This is a genomic window from Paenibacillus sp. JJ1683, from assembly GCF_053006485.1.
On sequence record NZ_CM129820.1, the window covers coordinates 5,416,566 to 5,440,045 of the forward strand.

Below are 23,480 nucleotides of genomic sequence, written 5' to 3' on the forward strand. Positions count from 1 at the left end.
ATCAGGGATTCAGCTTTTCGGCAACGACCGCTCAAAACCGTTTTTCATTTTTCCAAGCAAACCCTTCATCATCTTATGATCCTGTGGCGTAAACTCAGACATGCATGACCGAATCAGCTTCGTATAATAAGGGACTATCTTACTTAATAGCTCTCGTCCTGCCTCTTTTATGCCGACAGTCACCATCCGTCCGTCACTCTCATGAGCCACACGTTCAATCATGCCATCTCGCTCTAATCCGTCGATCAACCCCGTCATGGTTCCACGCGTGACATCCGCTTTTTCCGCTAACTCCGATGGTGTCATGCGATGCGGCGCATGGCAATGCAACAGACTAAGAACAATAATCCGGCCCTGAGAAGCCCCCAACTTGGTCAAATCTGTATCCATTTCCTTGAAAATACCGTTAGCCAAGCGCGCAAATGTCACAAAAGTCTCTATATTATCTACTTCGGCATCCTCATGTCCAAAGCTACGCAGCACCCCGCGTATGGAATCATTATGAAAATTAAAATTCATAGTCCATCCATTCCTTCCTTAATCCCGCTTGTTCCGTCAAACGGTAGCTTTTCCATTCGTCTGGCAGCAAAGAAGCATATGGCTCCTTGGCAAAACGATCATCTACCAGGACCAGCAGCCCTTCGTCATGCTCTGTGCGAATAAGTCTGCCACCTGCCTGAAGAACCTTGTTCATCCCTGGATATACATACGCATAGTTGAAACCATTTCGTCCCTGTTCCGAAAAATAATCCCGCAGCACGTCCCGCTCCGCTCCAATTTGCGGCAAGCCGACGCCGACGACCACTACCCCGTTTAAGCGATCACCCGGTAAATCGACGCCTTCAGCAAACACACCCCCCAGTACGGCAAACCCAAGCAGGGTACGCTCTTGCCCAGGCTGGAAGGTGTCCAGGAACCGATCACGCTCCGGTTCGGTCATACCTGGACTTTGTACCAACGTATCTGCAGACACGTCCCGAAGCATGAACTCCTCATATACCTCACGCAGATACGGATAAGACGGGAAAAACACAAGGACGTTCCCTTTCCGCTCAGCAACCAATCCAGCCAGCATATCGGCAATCGCCCCTTTGGAACGCTCACGATCCCGATAACGGATGGAGAGCGGCAGCAGGCGTACATCCCATTGCTCCTGATGGAAAGGGGAAGGGACCTGTAACGTATAGTCTTCCTCGCTTGCTCCGAGCATGTCCCGGTAATAAGCAAGCGGTGTCAATGTCGCCGAAAAATATATAGTTGAGCGGTAGTTCTTTACAGCCTGTCCCAGCAAATGCGAAGGATCGAGACAAAACAGCTTGATCCTCACCTCACTGCGCCCCGCTTCAATATAAGTAATGTAACGTTCATCGTATAGAGCAGCGATTCGCAGCATATTTTGAGCGGTAAAATACGTATCCAGAAGCAATGCGTAGGCCGTCCCCTCACTGCTTGCGCGGCTTGTACTGCTCCCCGTCACCAGTTCACGTTCAGCAGCTTCCACAAAAGGCACTAACAGCTCTAGCACCCCTTGCGGTGCTGATGTTTCCACTGCTTTTCCTGTATCTGCATGCAGCTTGCGCAGCGTAATCATATGTGCGTTTACTGCACTCGCAGCCGCAGCAATCTCAGGGCTAAGCAACTTAAATTCTCTCTTCAGTTCCAAAAAAGAAGATTTAAGGATTTCCGCCGAAAACATGTCCCGACCGCGTTCCACCAGATTATGCGCCTCATCCACCAGCACAACACCTTTTCGCTTGTGCTCCTCCAGCAATCTTTTCAGAGAAATCCGTGGATCAAAAACATAATTATAATCACTGATTATACCATCCGAGGCATACGCCACATCTAGCGAAAATTCAAAGGGACATACCTTATGCTTGCGCGCATAATGCTCAATCACCGCCCGCGTCATTAACGTCTCATTCGCCAAAATATCGGACACCGCACCGTTAATCCGGTCGTAATAGCCCTCGCACATGCTGCATGCTCCTGCATCGCAATCATTTTCATCCTTGAAGCAAATTTTATCCTTCGCCGTCAACGTTACCACATGCATGTGCAGCCCTTGGGCCTGCATTCGGGCATATGCCTCTTCAGCTGCTGCCCGAGTGGTGGTACGCGCCGTTACATAATATACTCGCCTAGCCAGTCCTTCGCCGATCGCCTTAATCGCAGGATACAAAGTGGATACCGTTTTACCAATACCTGTGGGTGCTTTGGCAAACAGGTTAACCCCTTCGGCAATCGTCTTATACACCGAACCCGCTAGAGTTCGTTGACCTGAGCGATACGTGTCAAAAGGAAACTCCAACATAGCAATACTGGTATCCCTCTTCTCCGCATGTGCTCTCAGCAGGAATGCATACGGTGCATAACAAGCAATCATTTCCTGAGCGAAAGCCTCCAGCTCTGCAAAAGCTAGCATCCGTCTGAAGCGGCGAATATTTTCACTGTGTGCTTGTACATAAGTAAGTTGAACTTGCATGGAATGATGCTGTTCCTCACGAGCAATCATATAGGCATACAGAAATGCTTGTGCCCAGTGCACCGGCTGGCCGTCCCCCTGAATATCTTCGAGGGGCTGAGAGATTGATTTAATTTCATCAACCGTCCATACGCCATCCAGCTCAATCAGTCCGTCACAGCGGCCTTCAATGATAAACAATTCACCCTCATACAAAATTTCTGTACGTAAATGCACCTCTTTGCGGTCATGCTCCTTGTAACCTTTCTGGATAACCTGATGCACGCGAGTTCCTTCCTGCATACTGCTATTCGAACGAAAGCCGCTCTGAATGCTGCCACTTCGATGCACATATTCCACAAGTGGACGCACCGAAATGTGAATTGGTTCCTTCATACGATCACCCGTTCCGGTCATAGTCCTTACACTGTACCACGTAGATCAACGAAACGTAAGGGACATAAGAATCGTTTGTGGTCGATTGGTATTCATTCATATCTACTTTTTACCGAAATATAGAAACGAGGCCTTTTACTTTATTCCCACATACTACAACTCACATTACAGCAAAAAGGACAGGGACATGTTAAAAGAATTAATTAACAATTTTGCGTTATTAACGAGCTTCTTATTCTTTGGAAATTTATTTTCCCGGAAATATGAACGTTACCTGAAAAACCACGCACTTATTCATCGGGTAATGAACGGTTTAATGCTGGGTCTGTTTGGCATTCTGTTAATGATGACCGGTTTATGGATTCGTGGGCACTTTGTGGTTGATCTGCGCCAACTGGCGATTATCATATCTGTTTATATGGGGGGATCGGTATCCGGTCTGCTGACCACCCTGATCATAAGCCTGTACCGTATTTACATCACTGGAGGTTGGACGGATATTTCTTTGACTGCTACTGTCAATTGCTTCATGACATTAGTCGTTTCACTTATCTTTATTCGAGAAAAAAGGCTAACACTCAGCAAATGGATGTCAGCCGTGCTTGGAGCTGTTGTTGTGTCGCTGTTATCTACTTTCTTTGTGGCTAATCCTCCGAATTCGGAAACTATTATAATAATCACAACCGTTAAGATGCTTGGCGGCTTGTTCACTTATTTTATGATGTCCCATATCAAAAAAACAGAACGGGCTATTCATCTGCTGGAAGAAGCTGCAAACCGGGATCATTTAACCGGGTTATACAGTCCGCGTGCTTTTGATGCGCTGTTCGAAGAGGTACTTCATGCTTCCAAGACTACAAAAAAACCCTTCGGACTCGTGATGCTAGATATTGACCACTTTAAAAAAATTAATGATACGTATGGTCATTTGAACGGAGACACCGTCTTAAGCCAACTGGGAATTCTGTTAAACCGGGAATCTACAACAAGGGCATATCCCTCCCGTAAGGGCGGAGAGGAATTTGCAATTTTACTCGGAGATTGTGATACCGAAAAGGCGGCAAGCTTTGCTGAGAAGATTCGGAAAGCTGTGGAAAATGAATGTTTTCTCTTGAATGACGGAACCATAATCTCTTTAACCGTATCCATCGGAGCAGGCAGTTCTCCTGTCATTGCATCAAGGCACTTACTCGAAAAAGCAGACGAAGCATTATATGAAGCTAAACGGTCAGGACGCAATCGGGTAAAGTTGGCAAAACCATAATTATTAGTCGCTAAATGTCAGGAAAGCTGGATTAATGTTAATAAAAAGTGGTAAAATGGAAATAACATCGTTATCAAAAAAACTTCTGCCGCTAGTGGAGACATGCCTTACAATCGACATGGGGGGTGGGCTTTGTGAACCTCGAACAATTGGAAAAACTCATGGAAAAAGAACGCCGTGAACTGAATCGCATGGCTGACTTACACGGATTAAGAGATGAACGTGTATTGGACAAATCCTCCAGGCTTGACCGTATTATGGACAAGTACCTTCACACCAAGCGCGCAATCAACCAAACACACTCATAAAAGCAAGCTACTTCGCTGCCCCTCAGGGCAGCTTTTTTATGATGTAAGCCACTTCCGTCCTTCTCACCGACGACTTCCGCCATATTCTGTCCGCAACAATCGCTGTGTGAAGGATATCCACTCTCTGGCAGCAAAGGACAGATACCGATCGTTCCGCCAAATCATCCCCAAATGCCAAGGAATGACAGGGTCCACCAGCGGAAGAACACGCAAACGTTCGGAATCCAAATCCCGGCATATCGCCTCCGGCAATAACGCTACTCCCAGGTTGGCAGCAACCATTTCGCTAATCAAATCCCATTGAGAGCTTTCGTAGACTACACGCGGCTGAAAGCCGGCACGAACACATTCGGCAATGATACGGTCATGCAGCGTAAAATCCTCACGGAACAGCACAAACGCCTCCTCTGCTAACGCAGATAGCGGCACCTCCTTGCACTCAGCCAATGCATGCGTAGGATGAACGAGCAGATTCAGCTTTTCCTCCACAAATAGAAATGTCTCGAACATATCTCCAACCGGTGGCAGCACAATCACCCCGATATCCAGCGCGCCAGCTTCTACGTCCTGTTCCACTTTCTTCGCTCCATCCTCGAACAATTGAATCGTCACATCGGGAAAGGCCTTGTGAAATTCTCCAATGACACGCGGAAAAAAGCTCGATCCGACCATAGGAGGCAGACCAATGCGGATATGTCCTTTTTTCAGGTTCATCAAATCACTCAGTTCCGAGGACAGGCTCTGAAAGGACTTCACAATCGCTTGGGCCTGAAGCTCAATGACCTTGCCCGCATCCGTCAGTTCGATTTTTTTGCCAATCCGATCGAACAGAGTAACTCCCAATTCTTCTTCCAGGCTTTTAATCGTCTTACTGATCGTCGGCTGAGTAATAAACATGCTCTGGGCTGCCTTCGTAAAGCTGCGCAACCGCGCGACTTCCAGAAAATATTGCAAATGTCGGATATCCAAAGCTACACCTTCTTCCATAGACAAACGGAATAGACTTCATTCTTTATATGCATTTTACTCATGAAAGCTTGTGATGTAAAATTTCATTACAGTTTGAAAATAACGGATCTCGAAGATAGGAGACTTTATATATGAAAAGCTTCATACGCGGTGTCCTTCAGATCGCCGTCCTGATGGCCTTTTCGCTCATCCTGAACGCGGTGGTCTCCTGGCTCCACCTGCCTGTACCCGGTAGTATCATCGGTATGCTGATTCTCTTTATTCTGCTGCAAACGGGCGTGGTTCGACTAAGCTGGATCGAGGTTGGCGCTAACTGGTTGCTGGCCGAGCTGCTATTATTCTTTATTCCCTCCGCTGTTGGCGTTATGAATTATTGGCCGATGCTGGAACACGATGGCATGAGCATTATGCTGGTCGTGCTGCTCGGCACCTTCCTGGTGATGGCCTGCACAGGTATGATCGCCAGTCTGCTTGGTAAACGAAAGGAGCATAAATCATCATGACCGGTCTTCTATGTATTATATTAACACTTGCTATTTACTGGATGGCCAAACGCATGTACCGCACATTGCCCAAGGTGTATTTGTCCCCATTGCTCATTACACCTGTGGTTATCATTTTGATTTTGACGCTGACGGGTGTGAACTACCGTTCTTATAATTCAGGCGCTCATTTTCTATCCATGCTGCTACAGCCAGCTACGATTGCATTTGCTGTCCCTTTGTACCGATATTTCCCTGTGTTAAAAAAACACGCGGCCCAAATCGTGCTTAGTGTGTTATCTGGATCTGTCGTAGCCGTGCTGTCCTCTATGGCGCTCGCCAAGTGGATGCACCTGGACTCCTCGCTGCTAAGCAGCCTGATTCCTCGCTCCATTACGACACCTATTGCGATGAATGTATCGCAAACGATTGGCGGTAATCCGACGGTCACGGCTGTATTCGTTATTCTGACCGGATTGAGCGGTCTTATTATCGGCCCGATGATTGTCAAACTGTTTCGGATTGAAAATGAGGTTTCACGCGGGGTATTGCTTGGTACCGGTGCTCATGGTACGGGTACTTCCAAAGCGTTCGAGTTCAGTTCGTTGACAGGTACGATTTCCAGCATCTCGATGGTGCTCGCCGCTCTCTTTACCTTGGCGGCTGCCCCATTCCTGTTCCACCTGATGCTGTAAGCCATCTGTATACAATGAAGCAGCGATTCTCTTATGAATAGAGAATCGCTGCTTTTGTTTTGTAAGACCCTTTTTCGCTTAAAGCAGTGGTGAGAAACGAAACGATTGTAGAGAAGCGGAGCGGTAAAGGATACGCATCCCTCACGTTGTATCAGATGGCTTTAACAGCGCTGGGTTCCGCCTCTACCTCTACAGGTGTCACAGCTTCATACAGATAAGCATCCAGCTCAGTCGTATATTGGCGTTCTTGCTCGGCGCTCCAGCCTGCGTACTCGGACATCCATGCAATGACAGCCTGCTTCCAGCGCTTCACCTCGTCAATCTGAAAGAACAGTGCTCCAGTGCGACGTATGAAAAAGTCAGACGGTGTCACCGTCATTTCCTGTTCCATCGCGTACAATAGCGGAACACGCACTTCTATAGGCAACGCCGCTTCCGTCTCGGTGGCGTTCTTCATGCTCCGTGTCGCTATGGCGAACAGTCGCTCCACATTTGAGCCATAGCGAGCAGCCCATGCTCTGGCGGTTTCTGGCGACAGACCGAGCGCGGCACCCGCTGCGGCTTGCTTGCTCACGAAAGCGTCCCAACCCGCCGAACCGCCTACATTGCCGCCCGAAATCGGGATATGCCTCGTGCGGCATGCCCGAAAGCTTTGCCCATGCAAGCGGCCCAGCCCCCGCACCGCGCGATCCACGACGAGTTCGGACATTTTCCGGTAGCCTGTCAGCTTGCCGCCTGCAATCGTGATCAGACCTGAACGGGATTCCCAAATTTCGTCCTTACGTGAAATTTCTGAAGGGCTTTTACCATCTTCATAAATGAGCGGGCGTACCCCTGCCCAACTGGATTCCACATCTGCAACCGTCAGCTTCACATCCGGGAACATCCCGTTGATCGCTTGAAGCACATACGCCCGGTCTTCGGCGGTCATCCGGGGATGCGACGTATCCCCCTCATATACCGTATCGGTCGTACCTGCATAGGTTTTGCCATCACGCGGGATCGCGAATACCATGCGTCCATCCGGTGTATCGAAGTACACTGCCTGTTGAAGCGGGAAGCGCCCAGCATCGAATACCAGGTGGATACCCTTCGTCAGGCGAAGCACCTTGCCCTCTTTGGAGCGATCCATTTCCCGCAATGTATCTACCCATGGCCCGGCAGCGTTAATGACCAGCGAAGCCCTGATCTCGTATGGCTTTCCCGTGATCCGATCGGTTACACTGGCGCCGCTTATTCGTCCGCTGTCATACAGCAGCTTGTCAGCCTTGGCATAGTTCACGGCCAGCGCCCCTCGTGTAACGGCTTCCTTCATCACCTCAATCGTTAGGCGAGCATCATCTGTGCGGTACTCCACATAACTACCGCTTCCCTTCAGTCCTTCTCTCTTCAGCAAAGGCTCGCGCTCCAGCGTAGCCTGGATGTCCAGCATGCGGCGACGCTCACTACGCTTCACGCCAGCGAGGAAGTCATACACCAGCAGACCAATCGAGGTGGTGAATGCATTAAATGTGCCACCCTGGTGAAAAGGAAGCAACATACGCTCCGGAATGGTCACATGAGGGCCATTTTCAAATACGATAGCTCGTTCCTTCCCGACCTCGGCTACCATCTTAACCTCAAATTGCTTCAAATAACGAAGACCGCCATGCACCAGCTTGGTAGAACGACTGGATGTCCCTGCTGCAAAATCCTGCATTTCCACCAGAGCCGTCTTCAAACCACGATCCGCAGCGTCCAGCGCAATTCCCGCCCCTGTAATGCCGCCACCAATTATTAAAATATCAAAATGCTCACGCCCCATACGTTCCAAAACAGCCGTTCTCTCCTGTGCAGCAAATCCCTGTTCTCCCATCATCTATCCCTCCAATTTCGTACATGTCTGCTTTGCCATCTGACACCGAATCACCAAAAGATACAAAAAAAGACCACGAACATCGCTGCGGCGGATGCCGAGCGGTTCATGGTCTCTCCAAGTCTCCTGACGAGTATTAACTTATCTATATCGTAGCATACACAGTACACGATGAAAAGGGGAATCTGCCTGTTGTCAGCTGACTGCCTACTGTCGTAAAACCACCTTTACTTGAACGCCATCGCGGCATGGACTGCCTTTTTCCAGCCGCCATATCGTTCAGCCCGCACTTCTTCACTCATGGTCGGAGTGAAGGTTCGGTCACTCTGAGCATATCCCCGGACTTCATCCAAACTGTCCCAGAAGCCGACTGCCAGCCCTGCCAAATACGCCGCCCCCAGTGCCGTTGTCTCGTTCACAGCAGGTCGTTCCACGGGCAGATCGAGAATATCGCTCTGGAACTGCATCAGGAACTCGTTCATCACTGCGCCCCCATCTACACGCAATGAGCGCACAGGTACACCCGATTCGCTCGCCATGGCGGTTAGAACATCTTTGGTCTGGTAGGCCAGCGATTCCAGTACCGCTCGTATAAAATGCTCCTTGGATGTTCCCCGTGTTAAGCCAAAGGTCGCGCCGCGCACATCACTGTCCCAATACGGGCTGCCAAGACCCACAAAGGCTGGGACAAAATATACACCCTCCGTTGAGGTCACCCGCGCCGCATACGCTTCACTGTCTTTGGCCTCGCGGAACATACGCAGCCCGTCACGCAGCCACTGAATAGCAGACCCGGCTACAAAAATGCTGCCCTCCAACGCATACTTCACCTGACCGTTCAACCCCCATGCAATGGTCGTAATCAGTCCATGCTTTGATTCACAGGGTTCATCTCCGGTATTCATCAGCATAAAGCAGCCCGTACCGTATGTATTTTTAATCATGCCTTTGTCAAAGCAGCCCTGACCGAACAAAGCTGCTTGCTGATCGCCCGCCGCTCCGGCAATGGGAATTTCCTGTCCAAAAAAATGATAATCCACCGTATTCGCATATATTTCGGAGGATGACCTCACCTCCGGCAGCATAGACGCAGGAACGCCGAGAATATCCAGCAGCTCCTCATCCCATTTCAGCTCATAAATGTTGTACATTAGCGTACGAGCAGCGTTGGAATAGTCCGTTACATGCGCTTTACCGCCAGACAGTCTCCAGATCAGCCAGGTATCGATTGTACCGAACAACAGCTCTCCGCGTTCCGCCTGGGCTCGCGCTCCTTCAACGTTGTCGAGTATCCATTTGACTTTGGTACCCGAAAAGTAGGGATCAATGAGCAGCCCTGTTTTGCTATGAAAAGTTTGATCAAGTCCACGGCCTTTCAAGTCCTCGCAAATCCCGGCCGTTTGCCGTGACTGCCATACCAGCGCATGATATACCGGCAGGCCTGTATGTTTATCCCACACCACCACAGTTTCCCGTTGATTGGTAATGCCAATTCCAGCAATTTGACCGGCTTTTACACCTGATTCCGACAGACAAGAGGCGATGACGGCCAAAATAGAGCTCCATATTTCATTCGCGTTGTGCTCTACCCATCCCGGCTGGGGAAAATACTGCGGAAACTCCCGTTGTGCCTTGTACACCACTTTCCCCTGCCGATCAAACAAGATGGCCCGCGAACTAGTTGTGCCCTGATCCAAGGCAAGAATGTACTGTTCCATCATTTTTCAGTCTCCTTGCTGATTATGTAGGTCGCCCACTTGATTCAAATAGAAGCTATCGCTTATAGTGCTCAAACAGTTGTTTATTGGAGGTGGTAACTGCTGTAGCTCCCGCTGCCAACGCCGCCTCCACATCCTCAGGGGTACGAATAAGTCCGCCAGCCAAAATGGGAATCCCTGTACGTTCACTGACCTCCGCAATCATCGGTGGCACAACACCAGGCAGCACCTCAATATAATCGGGGCGCGTTTTTTCCACCAGTGCGTAGCTTTTTTCCAGCGCAATCGTATCCAGCAGGAACACTCGCTGTACAGCAAAAATTCCCTTTTTTTTGGCGGTTGCAATCACCCCGGAACGGGTCGAGATAATCCCAAATGGCTTAATCTCCTGACACAAATACTCAGCGGCATACTCGTCATTCTTCAAACCCTGCACCAGGTCGGCATGCAGAAGCATCTGCTTGTTGCGGCTCCTTGCCATCTGGTACAAGTTGCGCAACTGCGCTACATGCGTATCCAGAAAAACAGCATACTCATAAGAGCTGTCCAAAATATCCTCCAACTGCTTCATGTGCTTAGCTGCAGGTAAAATGCGTTGTCCCTGAAATGGCATGGATATCCTCCTTAGGCCGAATGGCGGTCAAATTCGTTCAAATTTTATATTATCACTCTGGTCGACGAACGTGAAGCGGTTCCATAAGAATATCCCTTTACACTCCATATATTCCTTTATTTATAAACCACATCCATGGATCATCTCATGTTCTTTTTTTGTACTTTTTGGTTGTCCGTATGTCTATTACTTTTTCAGAGAATTCGCATAGATTGATATTAATCTTTCAAAGAATGGAGTGAATAGAATGGGTTTTTATGTTCGTAACAGTACGTCTAACCCTATTTCAGTTGCCGTTGGATACTATGATTCTGGTTGTAGTCCTATCACCTATGCTAAGAGAGGGTGGTACCGTATAGAACCCGGTAGACGCGCATTTCTTGTAGCTGGATCAGCCGCAAACCAAACGTTTTATGTCTACGGACATGACAGTTTTGGTAATTCGTGGGGCGGTGATTTCTACACAGATGTTCCTAGAGAGGCTTTCACAAGATGCTGGATAGCAAGTTGCCAGGGCCAGGGCTGTAGAAGCGTGGGGTTCGAGGAGATCAATGTTGGCAATTTTGAAAACTACACTCTAAACCTTGTAGATAGTACCCAAAGTGCATCTAAGTCAAGACGTACTCTAGTGGCGAAAAAAAGAAAAACCAATTTAAAATTAGGGAAGTTCAGCTTTATAAAATCACCTGGAAAATTAGGTAAGTTAGGCAAGAATAGAAAACCGCTATATGGTAAACGCAAATAGAATTAAATAAACAGAACCAAAAGAAGCACCTCCCGCCATGAGCTGGGAGGCGCTTCCTTACATACTAACTGTGTATTATTAGCCCCCAAACCCTTGGCGCAGCCACGAGGTAGCAAGCGTGATCGCACCGCGCTTGGCCGCGGTTTCCGACAATGGGTTCAACATCACAAAATCGTGTATGATGCCCTGAAAGCGTACAGCGGTTACATCTACCCCAGCTTCACGCAGCTTGTTCGCATAAGCCTCCCCTTCATCACGCAACACATCAGCCTCGCCTGTAATAACCAGCGCACGTGGTAGCCCTTTGAGCTGATCCGTGGTAGCACGTAACGGGGACGCCGTGATCTGCGCCCGTTCGTTAGGATCTGTCGTATATTGATCCCAGAACCATTGCATCCCTTCACGGCTCAGGAAATACCCTGTGGCGAACTCATGGTACGATTCCGTATCAAAAGAAGCGTCCGTCACCGGATAGAACAGCAACTGTTGCCGAATGGCAGGGCCACTGCGTTCTTTGGCCAGCAGAGTTACAGCTGCAGTCATGTTACCACCGACACTATCTCCGGCGATCGTTAGCGTATCGGGCTTCAGCCCATGCTCGCGCCCATGCTGTGCCACCCATTGAACGACCGCGTAAATTTCCTCAATCGCCGTCGGATATTTAGCTTCAGGTGACAAGCTGTATTCAGGGAATACAACAGCTGCCTGTGAGCCTACTGCCAATTCACGAATCAGACGGTCATGCGTATGAGCATTACCGAATACCCAGCCTGCTCCGTGGATATATACAATCACCGGGAGATCACCTGTCACCTGTTGGGGGCGAACAATTCTGACCTTCACCTCACCGCCAGGGCCACCTGGAATCGACAGATCCTCCAGATCTGCGGCAGGTTTATCTGCTGGACCGGATTGAACCTCATTGACCGTTTCACGTCCTTTTTCAGGACCCAAATCATACAGAAACGGAGGCTTGGCATTATCGTCTGCGAATTTTTGCGCTGCGGGCTCCAGCTGTACTTTTTTACTCATATCGTTTCACTCTTCCTTTCTTATTTGCGGTCTACATGTATTCAATATGGTTTACATTTATTCATTCAGTATCACCTTATATTTAAACGAGTTCCTCTCTTTCCAATCGGAGGACTCTATTTTGCCCAAAGAAGAGCTTGACTTTTATTTTATGTTGTAACTATAATGGTTACATATTAAAGTTCAAGTATGAACATCATACAACGCATGAATTAAGCCAATAAATCATCCAAATTATTTTTTAGGAGGCTATTCTATTATGAAAATTGCAGTTATTGGTGCAGGCGGTAAAGCAGGAAGTAATATCGTAAAAGAAGCATTAGACAGAGGGCATGAAGTAACCGCCATCGTCCGTGACCCAGCTAAAGTAACGGATAATCGTGCAACTGTAGTACAAAAAGACGTTTTTGACCTGAAAACAGATGATCTGAAAGGTTTTGACGCCGTTGTTAATGCTTTTGCCGCTCCGTTCGGACAAGAGCATCTGCATGTAGATGCAGGTAACGTGCTAATTGAGGCTCTCCGCAATGTATCCGGTACTCGCCTGATTGTCGTAGGTGGTGCAGGCAGCTTGTTTACGGATGAATCTCAGACACTCTTGGTCAAGGATACTCCCGACTTCCCTGATTTTGTATATCCAACAGCTCATAACCAAGGGAAGAACCTGGACATTCTACGCGGTACCAGCGACCTGAACTGGACGTTTATTAGTCCTTCCGCGGAATTTGCTCTCGGCCAACGTACAGGCTCTTACCAAGTGGGCAAAGACACACTACTGGTTAATTCCAAAGGTGCAAGCTATGTCAGCTATGAAGATTATGCAGTTGCCGTAGTAGACGAAATTGAAAAACCACAACATTTGAATCAACGTTTCACCGTCGTATCCGAGTCCTAATTCTACGACCGAACCGAACATTCCAACATAAAAAGACCCTTCGATCACTTTCCATCCTGCTTGGAAAATGAATCAGAAGGGTCTTACTGTATGTCTGGTTCGTCCAATCTTCTACTGTTTAACTCGGCTTACAGTCTTCCTGTCACTAAAACTTAGCTTAAGAATTGGAGGTGCAGCCAAAGTCGTCAAAATAACGGCAATGATGACTGATGTAAAATACTGTTGTGCCAGCAGGCCTGTTTGCAGCCCGGTGGCTGCGATAATAAGCGCAACTTCTCCGCGAGATATCATGCCAGAACCAATCGCAAGCGAGGAACGGGTATTAAAACCTGTCAGCCGCGCGCCGATGCCTCCTCCGACCAACTTCGTCACCAGTGCTATCAGGGTCAAAACAACAACAAACCCAAGCTGCTGCCCCACTCCCTCAAAAGATACATTTAAGCCAATGCTGACAAAAAATACTGGCACAAAGATGGAATAAGCGATGGGCTCCACCTTTTCTTCTACGACAGGCTTAAAGCTTGTTTGCGAAATGGCAATCCCGGCAGCAAAAGCTCCGATAATGCCCGCCATACCCATCAAATCTGCAAAATACGCAAAACCGAAGCAAATGACCAACGCAGCAGTAATCACAGCTTCGGTCACTTTGAGGGGGGCAAGTATTTTCATAATCCATGGAACAACGAACCAGCCACCCAAAATAGCTACTACGAAGAAAACTAGCTTTTTGCCAACAAGAAGTCCCAGCGAAGTTTCTCCGCCCATACCGAATATACTCATCATGACCGCAAGCAGCACCACGACAAGCACATCATCCAGCACTGCCGCACCCAAAATGGTCGAGCCTTCTCGGGTATTTAGCTTGTTCATATCCTTGAGCACTTGCACTGTAATGCTTACGGAAGTAGCACTCAAGACAATCCCCAAAAACCATCCTTCATGCACGGAAAATCCAAAGGCTTCACCAACGCCAAAACCACAGAGTAACGGCAAAATAATACCCCCGACAGCCACTGCTACCGCAGGCTTCCAGTTGCGCCGAAGCTGATCCAGATCCGTCTCCAGCCCGGCAATGAACATCAACAGCAACACGCCGATTTCAGACATGTCATGAATCAGCGAATCATTTTGTACCCATCCCAAAACTGCCGGGCCCAGCACGATACCAGCGATCAGCTTCCCCAATACCGCAGGTTGACCGAGCTTAACCGATAAATGACCGGCTACTTTTGTAAACAATAGAATCAAAAGAAGATACAATATAAATTGCATAGGTTTATAACCTCCTTTTATTTAATCCTTGAACTCATTTGCGCATCATCTACAATTGAAGAAAACGGATAATCATAAAATGCAGAACAATCGTCCAAAATATGTGTCTGACCTTAACAGACCACAACTCGCAAAATAAAAAGGGAAACCCTACATACAGCACAGGTTCCCCTAAAAAGACATAAAGGAGCCTTGGTGACAGGCTCCTCCGATAATTCATATATTCATTTGATGTTGTCGGTCATCCTTGCGCAAACAAGTAACTTTATCATTTAATTATATCTCTTCTTTAAACCCCTGTAAACGTCATTGAGTCAACTTTTTGTTTTTTCCACATACCGGGCACAGTATTCATGCTGCAGCATACTCATCAGAATCGAATCATGGTATTCATAATTGTAAAATAAAGCATCCCGCTGCACACCTTCACGTTGAAAGCCTACTTTTTCATAGCAACGGATGGCCCGTTCATTAAAATCAAATACATTCAGCTCAATCCGATGCAGGTTACAAATACCGAATCCATAGCCTAGCATGAGCACAAGCGCTTCGGTGCCGTAGCCTTTGCCTTGATCCCCATGCTCATTGATCGCAATACGGATATTGGCGCTGTGATTCAGGCTATCCATATCCTGTAGCGCAATATCCCCGATGACACGATCATCTTCCTGAAGTGCAATGAGCAGCAGCAGGCTTGAGGAATCCTGTCCTTTAGCTTCTATATAACGAGCAATTTGCTCTTTGGTAAAGCTTCGCTGTGTGCCCGTCAGCCTCCGCACTTCCTGATGAAACAACGTATTATAATACAGCTCGGTGTCCTCCACGTTAATGGGACGCAAGTACACTCGTGATCCTTCAAGCAGTCGTGCCACTGGCGTTACGGACGAATAATTTTCAGTCAACATGATCTCTCCTATGCTAAAAATATTGATGCTACAATAATATAAATTTCTTAAATGGAAGCAAACGATTACGCTAGATCGACATTTTGTTCAGTCGAAGGGGGAGGATCAGCAAGAGACTCGCGCCAAATTACAGATTGAAGCAGAAGTCCTGCCAAACCCAGGATTCCAACAGACATCCCGATCCAGACAAAAGCCGTTCCTGCCCCTGCTATTCGGATCAATACTCCCCCGGTAAGCGGCGAAATGACCATGATCGCTCCAATCACGGTACTTTGAATACCGAAGACACGCCCCACCATATCAGCAGGGGTTTTGGCTTGTAATATGTAATTCTGGGTGATAATGTACAGACCATTCCCCACACCTAGCATAGCCCCGATCGTAAGCAGTACGGGTAGTCCTGTCCCGGGCTGCGCCCAGCCTAAAGCGGCAATCGCTCCGCCAATCAGCACATAGCCTCCACCGAGTCCCCAGCCTGCGCTTATACGATTCAAGCGATTAAGCACAAGCATACAACCAACAGCGCCAGCACCTATGGCGGAAACCAGCCAGCCAAGCAGCGATTCGTTGCCCGGAGCGAGCACTCTCAGCAACGTAGGGAACTGGTAGTCGATCATAAGAATGGCGATCAAGCCGAACAGCCCGAATATGAGCGTATGCAAAAGCATTCGACTGCGCCAGAGGAACGCCCAACCCTCCCGCCACTGGCTGAAAAAACGGGATACGTGAGCAGGCTCTCCCTGCATCTTGGCATCATCAGCCCCATGCGCTGTAACCGATGTCGACTTTCCTAGCTGCTCGTCAGCACCAGCAACCGCTTGCTGGTCTGTGCTGGCCAGCGCCGGACCGATTCCGCGCAGCGGCCATAGCAAGAGGCCGGAGCAGAGGCGCAGCAGTGCATTCAGGATAATGCATGCTTGCGGGGACAGCACAGTCAAGGTCATGGCGCCCAGCAATGGTCCCGCCACTTTGGAGGCCTGATTGACCAGGCCATTCAGTGAGGTTGCACGGAATAGGTCGCCACTGGCGACTACTGTACGAGTCAAACCTTGCTGTGACGGCATTTGGAATACGCCAGCCGCCGCGCGCAAGCCGAGCAAAGGCAACAGCCACACCGGACCAGGGACGGCGAGAATCGTCAGCGTCAATAAGGCGACAGCTACATCGCAGCCGATCATCAGTCGGGCCTTATGTACCCGGTCGGCTAACGTGCCTGCAATGGAACCGAGCAGCAGACCCGGTAGCGCCATAACTACCGGAATCAGCGCAATCAGCATGGGATCGGCTTCCCAGCGGTAAGCTACAAGCACCTGAATGGCGATAGCATCAAACCAATCACCAAAGGAAGCAGCGGTATGTGCCGCAAACATCCGCCGAAAACGACCATTACGCCAAATGCTAGGCGTGGATTGCAATTCTTTATTTTCCTTCATTTCTACTCACCCTGCTCTCATTTTCTGCTTCTTTAGCAATAAGAACATTCTAGCGGGCCTATATCAGAGGAAAATCAGACAGCTAAGGAAGTCAGGCCTAAGAAAGGATCTGCTCCAGCCAGTGCCTTAGCACTGAACGATGCAGTGTTAAACTGTTGTCCCGGTCAAGCTGATCATACTGAGTCGCATACTTCTCTTCCAGCCTTGGATACGGGCTGCAAAGCTTTAAAAAACTACGAATTTGACTTATTGCTTTGATTTTTAATAGCTCCTGTTTCGCCATATCAAGGGTGACCAGCCCCTCATCCATGAGCCGCTCGGCCTGGTCTACATCTCCAGTACGCAACAGCATAAGTCCGCGCAGCAAGCGATAACGGCCCAGTTCGCGCAAATACGGAGCCTCTGACAGCATGCCTTCCAGACGATCAGACAGTTCGGCAGCCTTTTCCATATGATTGGCGACCAGATGCATGTACATCTCCATGAGCGCAACCGGCATCTCAAATTTATCAAGATCATCCCGCTCCATAACCTTGAAGGTCAGTGGTAGACCTTCCTGTGCGCGTTCAGGTTGTCCATTCTCCACATAAGCCTCCAGAATATTGAGGATACGTAATTCCCGCTCCTGATCACTGGACAGCAATCCGCTGGCAAGCGCACGTTCACATAGGGCAAGCCCTTGATCCGTTACCCCTGCGGTGCACGTATAAAGCAGCAACATCCAATACAAACGGTCTGCGGGTGCAAAATCCTCTTGCTTCAAAAACCAAGCTACATCCGCCTGTACAAAACGGGTATACATTTGATAATAGGCAGACATTTGAAAACCCATCTGCTCCTGCTGTTCAGCCAGCGCTACGATGGAATCGCCTTGCCCCAGCAGGTGATACTTTCGAAAAAGTCCATGAACGGCGTCCTGTACTTCCTGATCGTGCAAAGAAGGATGATTTCGTGGTTGTATGGCAGTCAGGGTCAAGCTGTAGCCATATCCTCTGACCGTATGAATACGGAGTCCATTCCATGACTTAAGTTTTTTGCGCAATCTATAGATATGATCATCCACTGTACGCTCCACTGGATATTCCAGTGGCCACACACGATCCAGCAGTTGTTCCCGGGTGAACACCTGATTCCGGTTATCGTATAAAAAGCGCAACAATGCAAACTCTTTAGCCAACAACATAACACGATCTGCATTATAGACCACACTGTAGCCATCTGCATCAAATTGCAGCCTGATCATCCACCTCGCCTCCGACATATCGTTTCTTAGCTGCACCCAGCCCTGTAAACATAAGCAGAACACTCAGGCACAAGAGTAAAAGCAGCGGAATTGTCCAGCCTTGTGTCGCATCATGCAAATAGCCGAACAGCGTCGGCCCAGTCGCTGCTAGCAAATAACCAAAGGATTGCGCCATACCTGACAGCTCTGCTGCCTGCTGCGGTGTTCGCGTCCGCAAATTAAAGAACATCATAACTAGCGGAAAAGCAAAACCACCCGCTATACCCATACAAATGACCCAAATCACACTCCACTGTGTAGCCCCGAGCAGAAATCCACCCAGACCTATAAAATAGAGCGCAGCCATAATCAGAACCAATATCCGCTGATTCTTCACTCGCGCCGCCCAAATAGGCACAATAAAAGTAAATGGCATTTGCGAAAATTGCATCACAGACAGCATCCATCCCGCAGTCTCTGAATCCATTCCCTGTCCGCTCATCATTTCGGGAAACCAGGCAGCAGGAACATAGAACAGGGCAGATTGCAGCCCCATAAACAGCGTTACCTTCCAAGCCAAAGACGATTTATACACATTCACCGTTCGGGCAGATACTACCGCTTGACTAGCCGTTCGGCGCGCCTTAAGGAGCTGCGGCACCCAGAGTAAAATACCTAGGACACCGACAATCGCCCAAATCCCCAAAGCACCGCGCCAGCCCATTCCTCCATTCAGAGCCAGCGGTATACTCAGACCGGATGCTGTTGCAGCGACCACATTCATGGATACGGAATATACGCCGGTCATTAGTCCGCTGTTGCGGGGAAATTCCTCTTTGATCAAACTGGGCAGCAAAACATTGCACACAGCAATAGCCAGTCCCAGCATCGCAGTCCCGACAAATAATGCAGTCACCCCCAGCGTCGAGCGCACTACAATACCTGCGGTCAACAGCAGCAAGGCCGCAAAAATAATAAGGGAAGACCCGAAGCGCCGCGACAGTTTGGCTACAAAAGGCGACAACAGTGCAAAAGCAAGCAGCGGGAACGTCGTTAACAGACCACTTAGTGTATTCGAAATATGCAAAGAATCCTTAATCAAACCGATAAGGGGTCCTACCGAAGTAATCGAGGCGCGCAGATTGGCACCTACCAGGATGATCCCTGCGGCAAGCACCCAAGGACCTGCATGCCACAACGATTTGTATACCAAAGCTCGTTGGTGTTGCTGTGAACTCATCTCTCCATTCTCCAATCCATTCTGTATTATGCTCAAAGGCTCCAACCAAGTGTAACGGCTGGAGCCTAGGCAATTTTTATCTCATTAAATTATAAAGGCATTCGTGCCATATGCATAGGACGGATCGACACAACGCCCCAAATCTTCATATTCAGCTTACAGGTTCATCAAACAAATAAAAGCTGCCTGAAAGGACAAGTTCCTTTTGAGGCAGCTTTCAGTTCATAGCTTCGATGTGATTGGCGCTGATTAACGTACCAGCCAGCCGCCATCCACCGCCAAGATATGACCATTCATGTAGTCCGAACCCTGACTGGCGAGGAAAACAACAACCCCCATCAGGTCAGACGGATCACCCCAACGACCCGCAGGAATACGTGACAAAATCTCTTGATTGCGATTCTCATCCGCACGAATTGGAGCCGTGTTCGCCGTAGCAATATAACCAGGGGCAATCGCATTAATCTGAACGTTATGAACCGCCAGTTCGTTCGCAAATGCCTTGGTTATACCAGCTACTGCGTGCTTGCTTGCTGTATATGGCGGAACGAACTTGCCGCCCTGGAAAGCAAGCATAGAAGCGACATTAATAATCTTCCCGCTTTTTTGCTCTACCATTATCTTCGCCACTTCCTGGCTCAAATGGTATACAGCATTCAGGTTGATTTCCATAACAGCGTCCCAATCTTCATCTTTATACTCCAGCAAAGGAGCGCGGCGGATCGTACCCGCGTTATTGACAAGGATATCAATTTTGCCAAATTCCTTGACACACTCTTCTACAAGTTTTTTAATGGATGCTTTTTCAGTCAGGTCAGCCTGGTGAAAAGCAAACTTCACACCCGTTGGCTCCAGCAGACGTCTTGTTTCTTCATAATCATCATTGTTAGCTACAATGAACAGGTTTGCGCCTGCTTTGGCCAAAGCTACGGAATATCCTTGACCTAATCCACTGTTGCCCCCTGTTACAATCGCCGTTTTACCTTTTAGACTAAAAAAATCCAATGAAAAATCGTCCAGACCCATGCCTACGCCTCCATCACAAATTAGTATAAAAACCTATATTTTCTGAAGCCTACAACGCTGCACGTACTTCTTTGTATTTAGCCACATAACGCGCTGCATTTTCTGTGATCAAGTCGTAGCGACCTTCCTTGGCTGGAGCCGTCAAATTGCCTCCAATTCCCACGGCCACACAGCCGTTACGCAGCCAGGTTTCCATATTATCCAGATCAACGCCACCGGTTGGCATAATCTGCACGTGAGGCATTGGCCCTCTCACGGCCTTAACAAAGTCCGCCCCCATCGTATTGCCCGGGAACAACTTCACAACATCACTACCCAATTTCATGGCTTCCTTGATCTCATTCAGCGTCATGCAGCCAGGCATATAAGGAATCGCATACAAATTGCATAGCTTCGCTGTTTCTTCTTCAAAAGAAGGACTTACGACAAATTCTGCTCCGGCCAGAATAGCAATTCTTGCCGTCAGTGACTCCAGTACAGTTCCTGCACCAATAACGGCCCGATCCTTAAATTCGTCTCTCAATCTTCGAATGACCTGATCCGCATCTGGCGTGGTAAACGTAAGCTCAATATTATCCAAGCCGCCTTCAATACAGGCTTTGGACATTTGATACGCTTCCTCCGCTGTGTTTCCCCGAATGACTGCGACAACACCAACCGAAGTAATATGTTCCAAAACTTTCTTTTTCGTCATGTTCCTGATCCTTTCCACGAATGGGATGACCATGGTTCCTCAGCCGCTTGCAGGTCTACGTTCCAATACAATGATTAACGCAACTCGCTCATGGCTACCTGATCCATGTCCTTGTATGTTTTATTTTCACCGGCCATGCCCCAAATGAAGGTATAGCTGCCTGTAGCTGCACCGCAATGGATAGACCAAGGCGGAGAAATAACGGCTTCATCATTTTTCATGACCAGATGGCGTGTTTCGTTCGGCTCACCCATCAGGTGGAACATTCTGGCGTTTTCGTCCAGTTCAAAATAGAAATACACTTCCATGCGACGGTCATGAACATGTGTCGGCATGGAGTTCCACACACTGCCGTTCTCCAACGTGGTCATCCCCATAACCAGCTGGCAGCTTTGAATGCCTTCGTCATGGATAAAGCGACGTAACGTACGGTTATTGGCTGTTTCTTGCGAACCCAGACTTTCAGACGGCACATCGGCAAAAGACTGCTTCGTCGTTGGATACGTGGTATGAGCCAAGGCTGAAACGATATAAAATTTCGCAGGCTTTTCGCTGGAATCGCTTTCAAAGATCAACTTCTTAGCACCTTTACCTACGTAGAGACAGTCTTTTGTGGCCAGCTCGTAAGTTTCACCATCCACCTTGACCGTACCGCTGCCGCCGACATTAAAAACACCCAGTTCACGGCGTTCCAGGAAAGTTTCCGCTTTGATTTGATCGCTACCTTCCAGTGCAACAGATTTATTCACGGGATGAATGCCCCCGATAATGACACGATCTTCATGCGTATAGACCAGCTTTACTTCCTCAGGTACAAAAAGCTCCTGGATCAGATAGTGCTGACGCAACTCTTCAGTCGTAAAATGCTTGGCATGTTCGGGATGAGTTGAATAACGCATTTCCATAAAAACATTCCTCCTGTTTAGATAAACTTTTTTATCAACGGAATTGTTATAAAAGCGGTTTCTAACTCTACTTCTTAGCTAGAATTGTAATAATTATCTAAGAGTGTGTCAACCCAAAACTTCATCATTTCTAGAAAAAGCCTTAATATTCGCGGATTTTTATACGATTTTTACCTTTTGATAAACAAAATCATATTTTTTTATCTACATTGCCCAAAAAGTTTTTAGCAAATATATCAACTTACTCATTGTGAAAAACCGATTTATGTGATAATTTCATTTTATTCAAGCGGTGCATACGCTTACAGATTTAGTTTACTAAACATAAGGAGGAATTCAAATGACCGCAACATTGGATGCTGTTACCTTTGGAGAACCCATGGCTATGTTTTACGCCAATGAAGCAGGCTCTCTGGATGAGGTGCGTTCATTTACCAAAGCGCTGGCCGGGGCGGAGACGAATGTTTCGGCCGGTTTGTCGCGTTTGGGGCTACGAGCTGGACTCGTGACCAAGCTCGGCGAGGATGCGTTCGGCAAGTTCATTGCCGATGCACTGCGTCAGGAGAAGATTGACACCCAAAATGTTATGTTTACCAAAGACCACTCTACTGGGATGCTGATTAAATCCAAAGTTACTAGCGGCGACCCTGAGGTCGAATATTTTCGCAGGCATTCCGCCGCTTCCACACTGAGCATTGCTGATTTTAACGAAGCTTACTTTGCTGGGGCTCGCCACCTGCACTTTACAGGTATTTCTGTCGCACTTTCCCCTGAATGCCGCGACTTCGCTCGACATGCGAAGCAGTTTATGAAAAAGGCAGGCAAAACCGTATCCTTCGATCCTAACCTCAGACCCAAGTTATGGCCTGACACACAAACGATGGTGGAGGCGATTAACGAAGCATCCGAGGGTTGCGATTGGCTGCTGCCAGGCATCCATGAGGGTAAAATACTAACAGGCTATACTTCGCCTGAAGACATCGCTTCGTTCTACCTCGATCGCGGCACCTCGCTGGTGATCATCAAGCTGGGAACCGAAGGCGCCTATTACAAATCCGCAGATGCAGAGGGATATGTCAAGCGTTTCCGCGTAGATCATGTCGTGGATACTGTCGGCGCAGGTGACGGCTTTGCCGCAGGTGTGATCAGCGCGCTGCTGGAAGGATTACCCCTGGCTGAAGCGGTCAAGCGTGGTAATGCACTTGGTGCGCTGGCTGTCATGTCCGCTGGAGACATGGACGGCTATCCGACACGAACCGAATTGGAAGCTTTTTTGCTCAGCGCCAGCACGAATTAGTCTGGGCTCATTCCCCGCATAACCTTCACCGCTACGAGCGCAAGCTCAAC

General features: G+C 48.5%; 22 protein-coding genes. 7 read left to right on the plus strand and 15 right to left on the minus strand.

The window, feature by feature from the left end; translation table 11 throughout:
• Positions 1–9: 9 nt before the first annotated feature.
• Positions 10–519, minus strand: a complete 510-nt coding sequence (locus ACUC6J_RS23365; RefSeq protein ID WP_447249496.1) for a MarR family winged helix-turn-helix transcriptional regulator — start codon at positions 517–519, stop codon at positions 10–12.
• A complete protein-coding gene (locus ACUC6J_RS23370; protein WP_447249497.1) occupies positions 509–2,881 on the minus strand; it encodes an ATP-dependent DNA helicase in 2,373 nt (790 codons plus the stop codon). The genes ACUC6J_RS23365 and ACUC6J_RS23370 overlap by 11 nt, the downstream gene beginning before the upstream one ends.
• Before the next feature lie 166 nt (positions 2,882–3,047).
• On the opposite strand from ACUC6J_RS23370, the gene ACUC6J_RS23375 reads away from it, so the two are divergent.
• The gene (locus tag ACUC6J_RS23375; RefSeq protein WP_016822735.1) at positions 3,048–4,124 is read left to right on the plus strand and encodes a diguanylate cyclase; all 1,077 of its coding nucleotides are present in this window, start codon (positions 3,048–3,050) and stop codon (positions 4,122–4,124) included.
• A 134-nt stretch (positions 4,125–4,258) separates the two neighbouring features.
• A complete protein-coding gene (locus ACUC6J_RS23380; protein ID WP_013373596.1) occupies positions 4,259–4,432 on the plus strand; it encodes an aspartyl-phosphate phosphatase Spo0E family protein in 174 nt (57 codons plus the stop codon).
• Positions 4,433–4,495: 63 nt separating this feature from the next.
• Here the strand turns inward: ACUC6J_RS23380 and cidR are convergent, their stop codons facing one another.
• Positions 4,496–5,401 (minus strand): cidABC operon transcriptional activator CidR, encoded by a 906-nt coding sequence (gene cidR, locus ACUC6J_RS23385; RefSeq protein ID WP_025366094.1) that lies wholly within the window; start codon positions 5,399–5,401, stop codon positions 4,496–4,498.
• 131 nt (positions 5,402–5,532) lie between these two features.
• On the opposite strand from cidR, the gene ACUC6J_RS23390 reads away from it, so the two are divergent.
• Both ACUC6J_RS23390 and ACUC6J_RS23395 read left to right on the plus strand, forming a co-directional pair.
• A complete protein-coding gene (locus tag ACUC6J_RS23390; RefSeq protein ID WP_016822733.1) occupies positions 5,533–5,904 on the plus strand; it encodes a CidA/LrgA family protein in 372 nt (123 codons plus the stop codon).
• Positions 5,901–6,578, plus strand: a complete 678-nt coding sequence (locus ACUC6J_RS23395) for a CidB/LrgB family autolysis modulator (RefSeq protein WP_016822732.1) — start codon at positions 5,901–5,903, stop codon at positions 6,576–6,578. The genes ACUC6J_RS23390 and ACUC6J_RS23395 overlap by 4 nt, the downstream gene beginning before the upstream one ends.
• 151 nt (positions 6,579–6,729) lie before the next feature.
• On the opposite strand, the gene ACUC6J_RS23400 is transcribed toward ACUC6J_RS23395, so the two are convergent.
• The 3 genes from ACUC6J_RS23400 to ACUC6J_RS23410 form a co-directional block, all read right to left on the minus strand.
• Entirely contained in the window at positions 6,730–8,433 is a 1,704-nt protein-coding gene (locus ACUC6J_RS23400) for a glycerol-3-phosphate dehydrogenase/oxidase (protein WP_049828225.1), read from the minus strand.
• A 227-nt stretch (positions 8,434–8,660) separates the two neighbouring features.
• Entirely contained in the window at positions 8,661–10,151 is a 1,491-nt protein-coding gene (glpK, locus tag ACUC6J_RS23405) for a glycerol kinase GlpK (protein WP_026065518.1), read from the minus strand.
• A 55-nt stretch (positions 10,152–10,206) separates the two neighbouring features.
• The gene (locus ACUC6J_RS23410; protein ID WP_016822729.1) at positions 10,207–10,764 is read right to left on the minus strand and encodes a glycerol-3-phosphate responsive antiterminator; all 558 of its coding nucleotides are present in this window, start codon (positions 10,762–10,764) and stop codon (positions 10,207–10,209) included.
• Between the two features lie 247 nt (positions 10,765–11,011).
• Here ACUC6J_RS23410 and ACUC6J_RS23415 point away from each other — a divergent pair, with 247 nt between their 5' ends.
• Positions 11,012–11,509 (plus strand): DUF1036 domain-containing protein, encoded by a 498-nt coding sequence (locus ACUC6J_RS23415; protein ID WP_045244703.1) that lies wholly within the window; start codon positions 11,012–11,014, stop codon positions 11,507–11,509.
• A 78-nt stretch (positions 11,510–11,587) separates the two neighbouring features.
• Here ACUC6J_RS23415 and ACUC6J_RS23420 read toward each other — a convergent pair whose 3' ends face one another.
• Positions 11,588–12,541 carry an alpha/beta hydrolase gene (locus ACUC6J_RS23420; RefSeq protein ID WP_025366098.1) on the minus strand — a complete coding sequence of 318 codons (954 nt, stop codon included), beginning with the start codon at positions 12,539–12,541 and terminating at the stop codon, positions 11,588–11,590.
• Between the two features lie 259 nt (positions 12,542–12,800).
• On the opposite strand from ACUC6J_RS23420, the gene ACUC6J_RS23425 reads away from it, so the two are divergent.
• Positions 12,801–13,436, plus strand: a complete 636-nt coding sequence (locus ACUC6J_RS23425) for an NAD(P)-dependent oxidoreductase (protein ID WP_045244705.1) — start codon at positions 12,801–12,803, stop codon at positions 13,434–13,436.
• A gap of 111 nt (positions 13,437–13,547) precedes the next feature.
• Here ACUC6J_RS23425 and ACUC6J_RS23430 read toward each other — a convergent pair whose 3' ends face one another.
• From ACUC6J_RS23430 to kduI, 8 genes are all read right to left on the minus strand, one after another.
• Complete coding sequence (locus ACUC6J_RS23430; protein ID WP_447249498.1) at positions 13,548–14,708, minus strand: cation:proton antiporter; 1,161 nt, start codon at positions 14,706–14,708, stop codon at positions 13,548–13,550.
• A gap of 314 nt (positions 14,709–15,022) precedes the next feature.
• Positions 15,023–15,613, minus strand: a complete 591-nt coding sequence (locus tag ACUC6J_RS23435) for a GNAT family N-acetyltransferase (protein ID WP_447249499.1) — start codon at positions 15,611–15,613, stop codon at positions 15,023–15,025.
• Positions 15,614–15,678: 65 nt separating this feature from the next.
• A complete protein-coding gene (locus tag ACUC6J_RS23440) occupies positions 15,679–17,046 on the minus strand; it encodes an MFS transporter (RefSeq protein WP_330720741.1) in 1,368 nt (455 codons plus the stop codon).
• A 97-nt stretch (positions 17,047–17,143) separates the two neighbouring features.
• Complete coding sequence (locus tag ACUC6J_RS23445) at positions 17,144–18,289, minus strand: winged helix-turn-helix domain-containing protein (protein WP_447249500.1); 1,146 nt, start codon at positions 18,287–18,289, stop codon at positions 17,144–17,146.
• Positions 18,270–19,508: a CynX/NimT family MFS transporter gene (locus ACUC6J_RS23450; protein ID WP_447249501.1), complete on the minus strand. Its 1,239-nt coding sequence runs from the start codon at positions 19,506–19,508 to the stop codon at positions 18,270–18,272. Before ACUC6J_RS23450 ends, ACUC6J_RS23445 begins: the two co-directional genes overlap by 20 nt.
• A gap of 249 nt (positions 19,509–19,757) precedes the next feature.
• Positions 19,758–20,534, minus strand: a complete 777-nt coding sequence (gene kduD / locus ACUC6J_RS23455) for a 2-dehydro-3-deoxy-D-gluconate 5-dehydrogenase KduD (RefSeq protein WP_016822720.1) — start codon at positions 20,532–20,534, stop codon at positions 19,758–19,760.
• 49 nt (positions 20,535–20,583) lie between these two features.
• Positions 20,584–21,228, minus strand: coding sequence for a bifunctional 2-keto-4-hydroxyglutarate aldolase/2-keto-3-deoxy-6-phosphogluconate aldolase (locus ACUC6J_RS23460; RefSeq protein WP_013373614.1), 645 nt, complete (start codon positions 21,226–21,228; stop codon positions 20,584–20,586).
• Between the two features lie 74 nt (positions 21,229–21,302).
• Complete coding sequence (kduI, locus tag ACUC6J_RS23465; protein WP_017428648.1) at positions 21,303–22,133, minus strand: 5-dehydro-4-deoxy-D-glucuronate isomerase; 831 nt, start codon at positions 22,131–22,133, stop codon at positions 21,303–21,305.
• 340 nt (positions 22,134–22,473) lie between these two features.
• Between kduI and ACUC6J_RS23470 the strand changes: the two genes are divergently transcribed.
• Positions 22,474–23,430, plus strand: a complete 957-nt coding sequence (locus ACUC6J_RS23470; protein WP_447249502.1) for a sugar kinase — start codon at positions 22,474–22,476, stop codon at positions 23,428–23,430.
• The last annotated feature ends 50 nt before the right edge of the window (positions 23,431–23,480 follow it).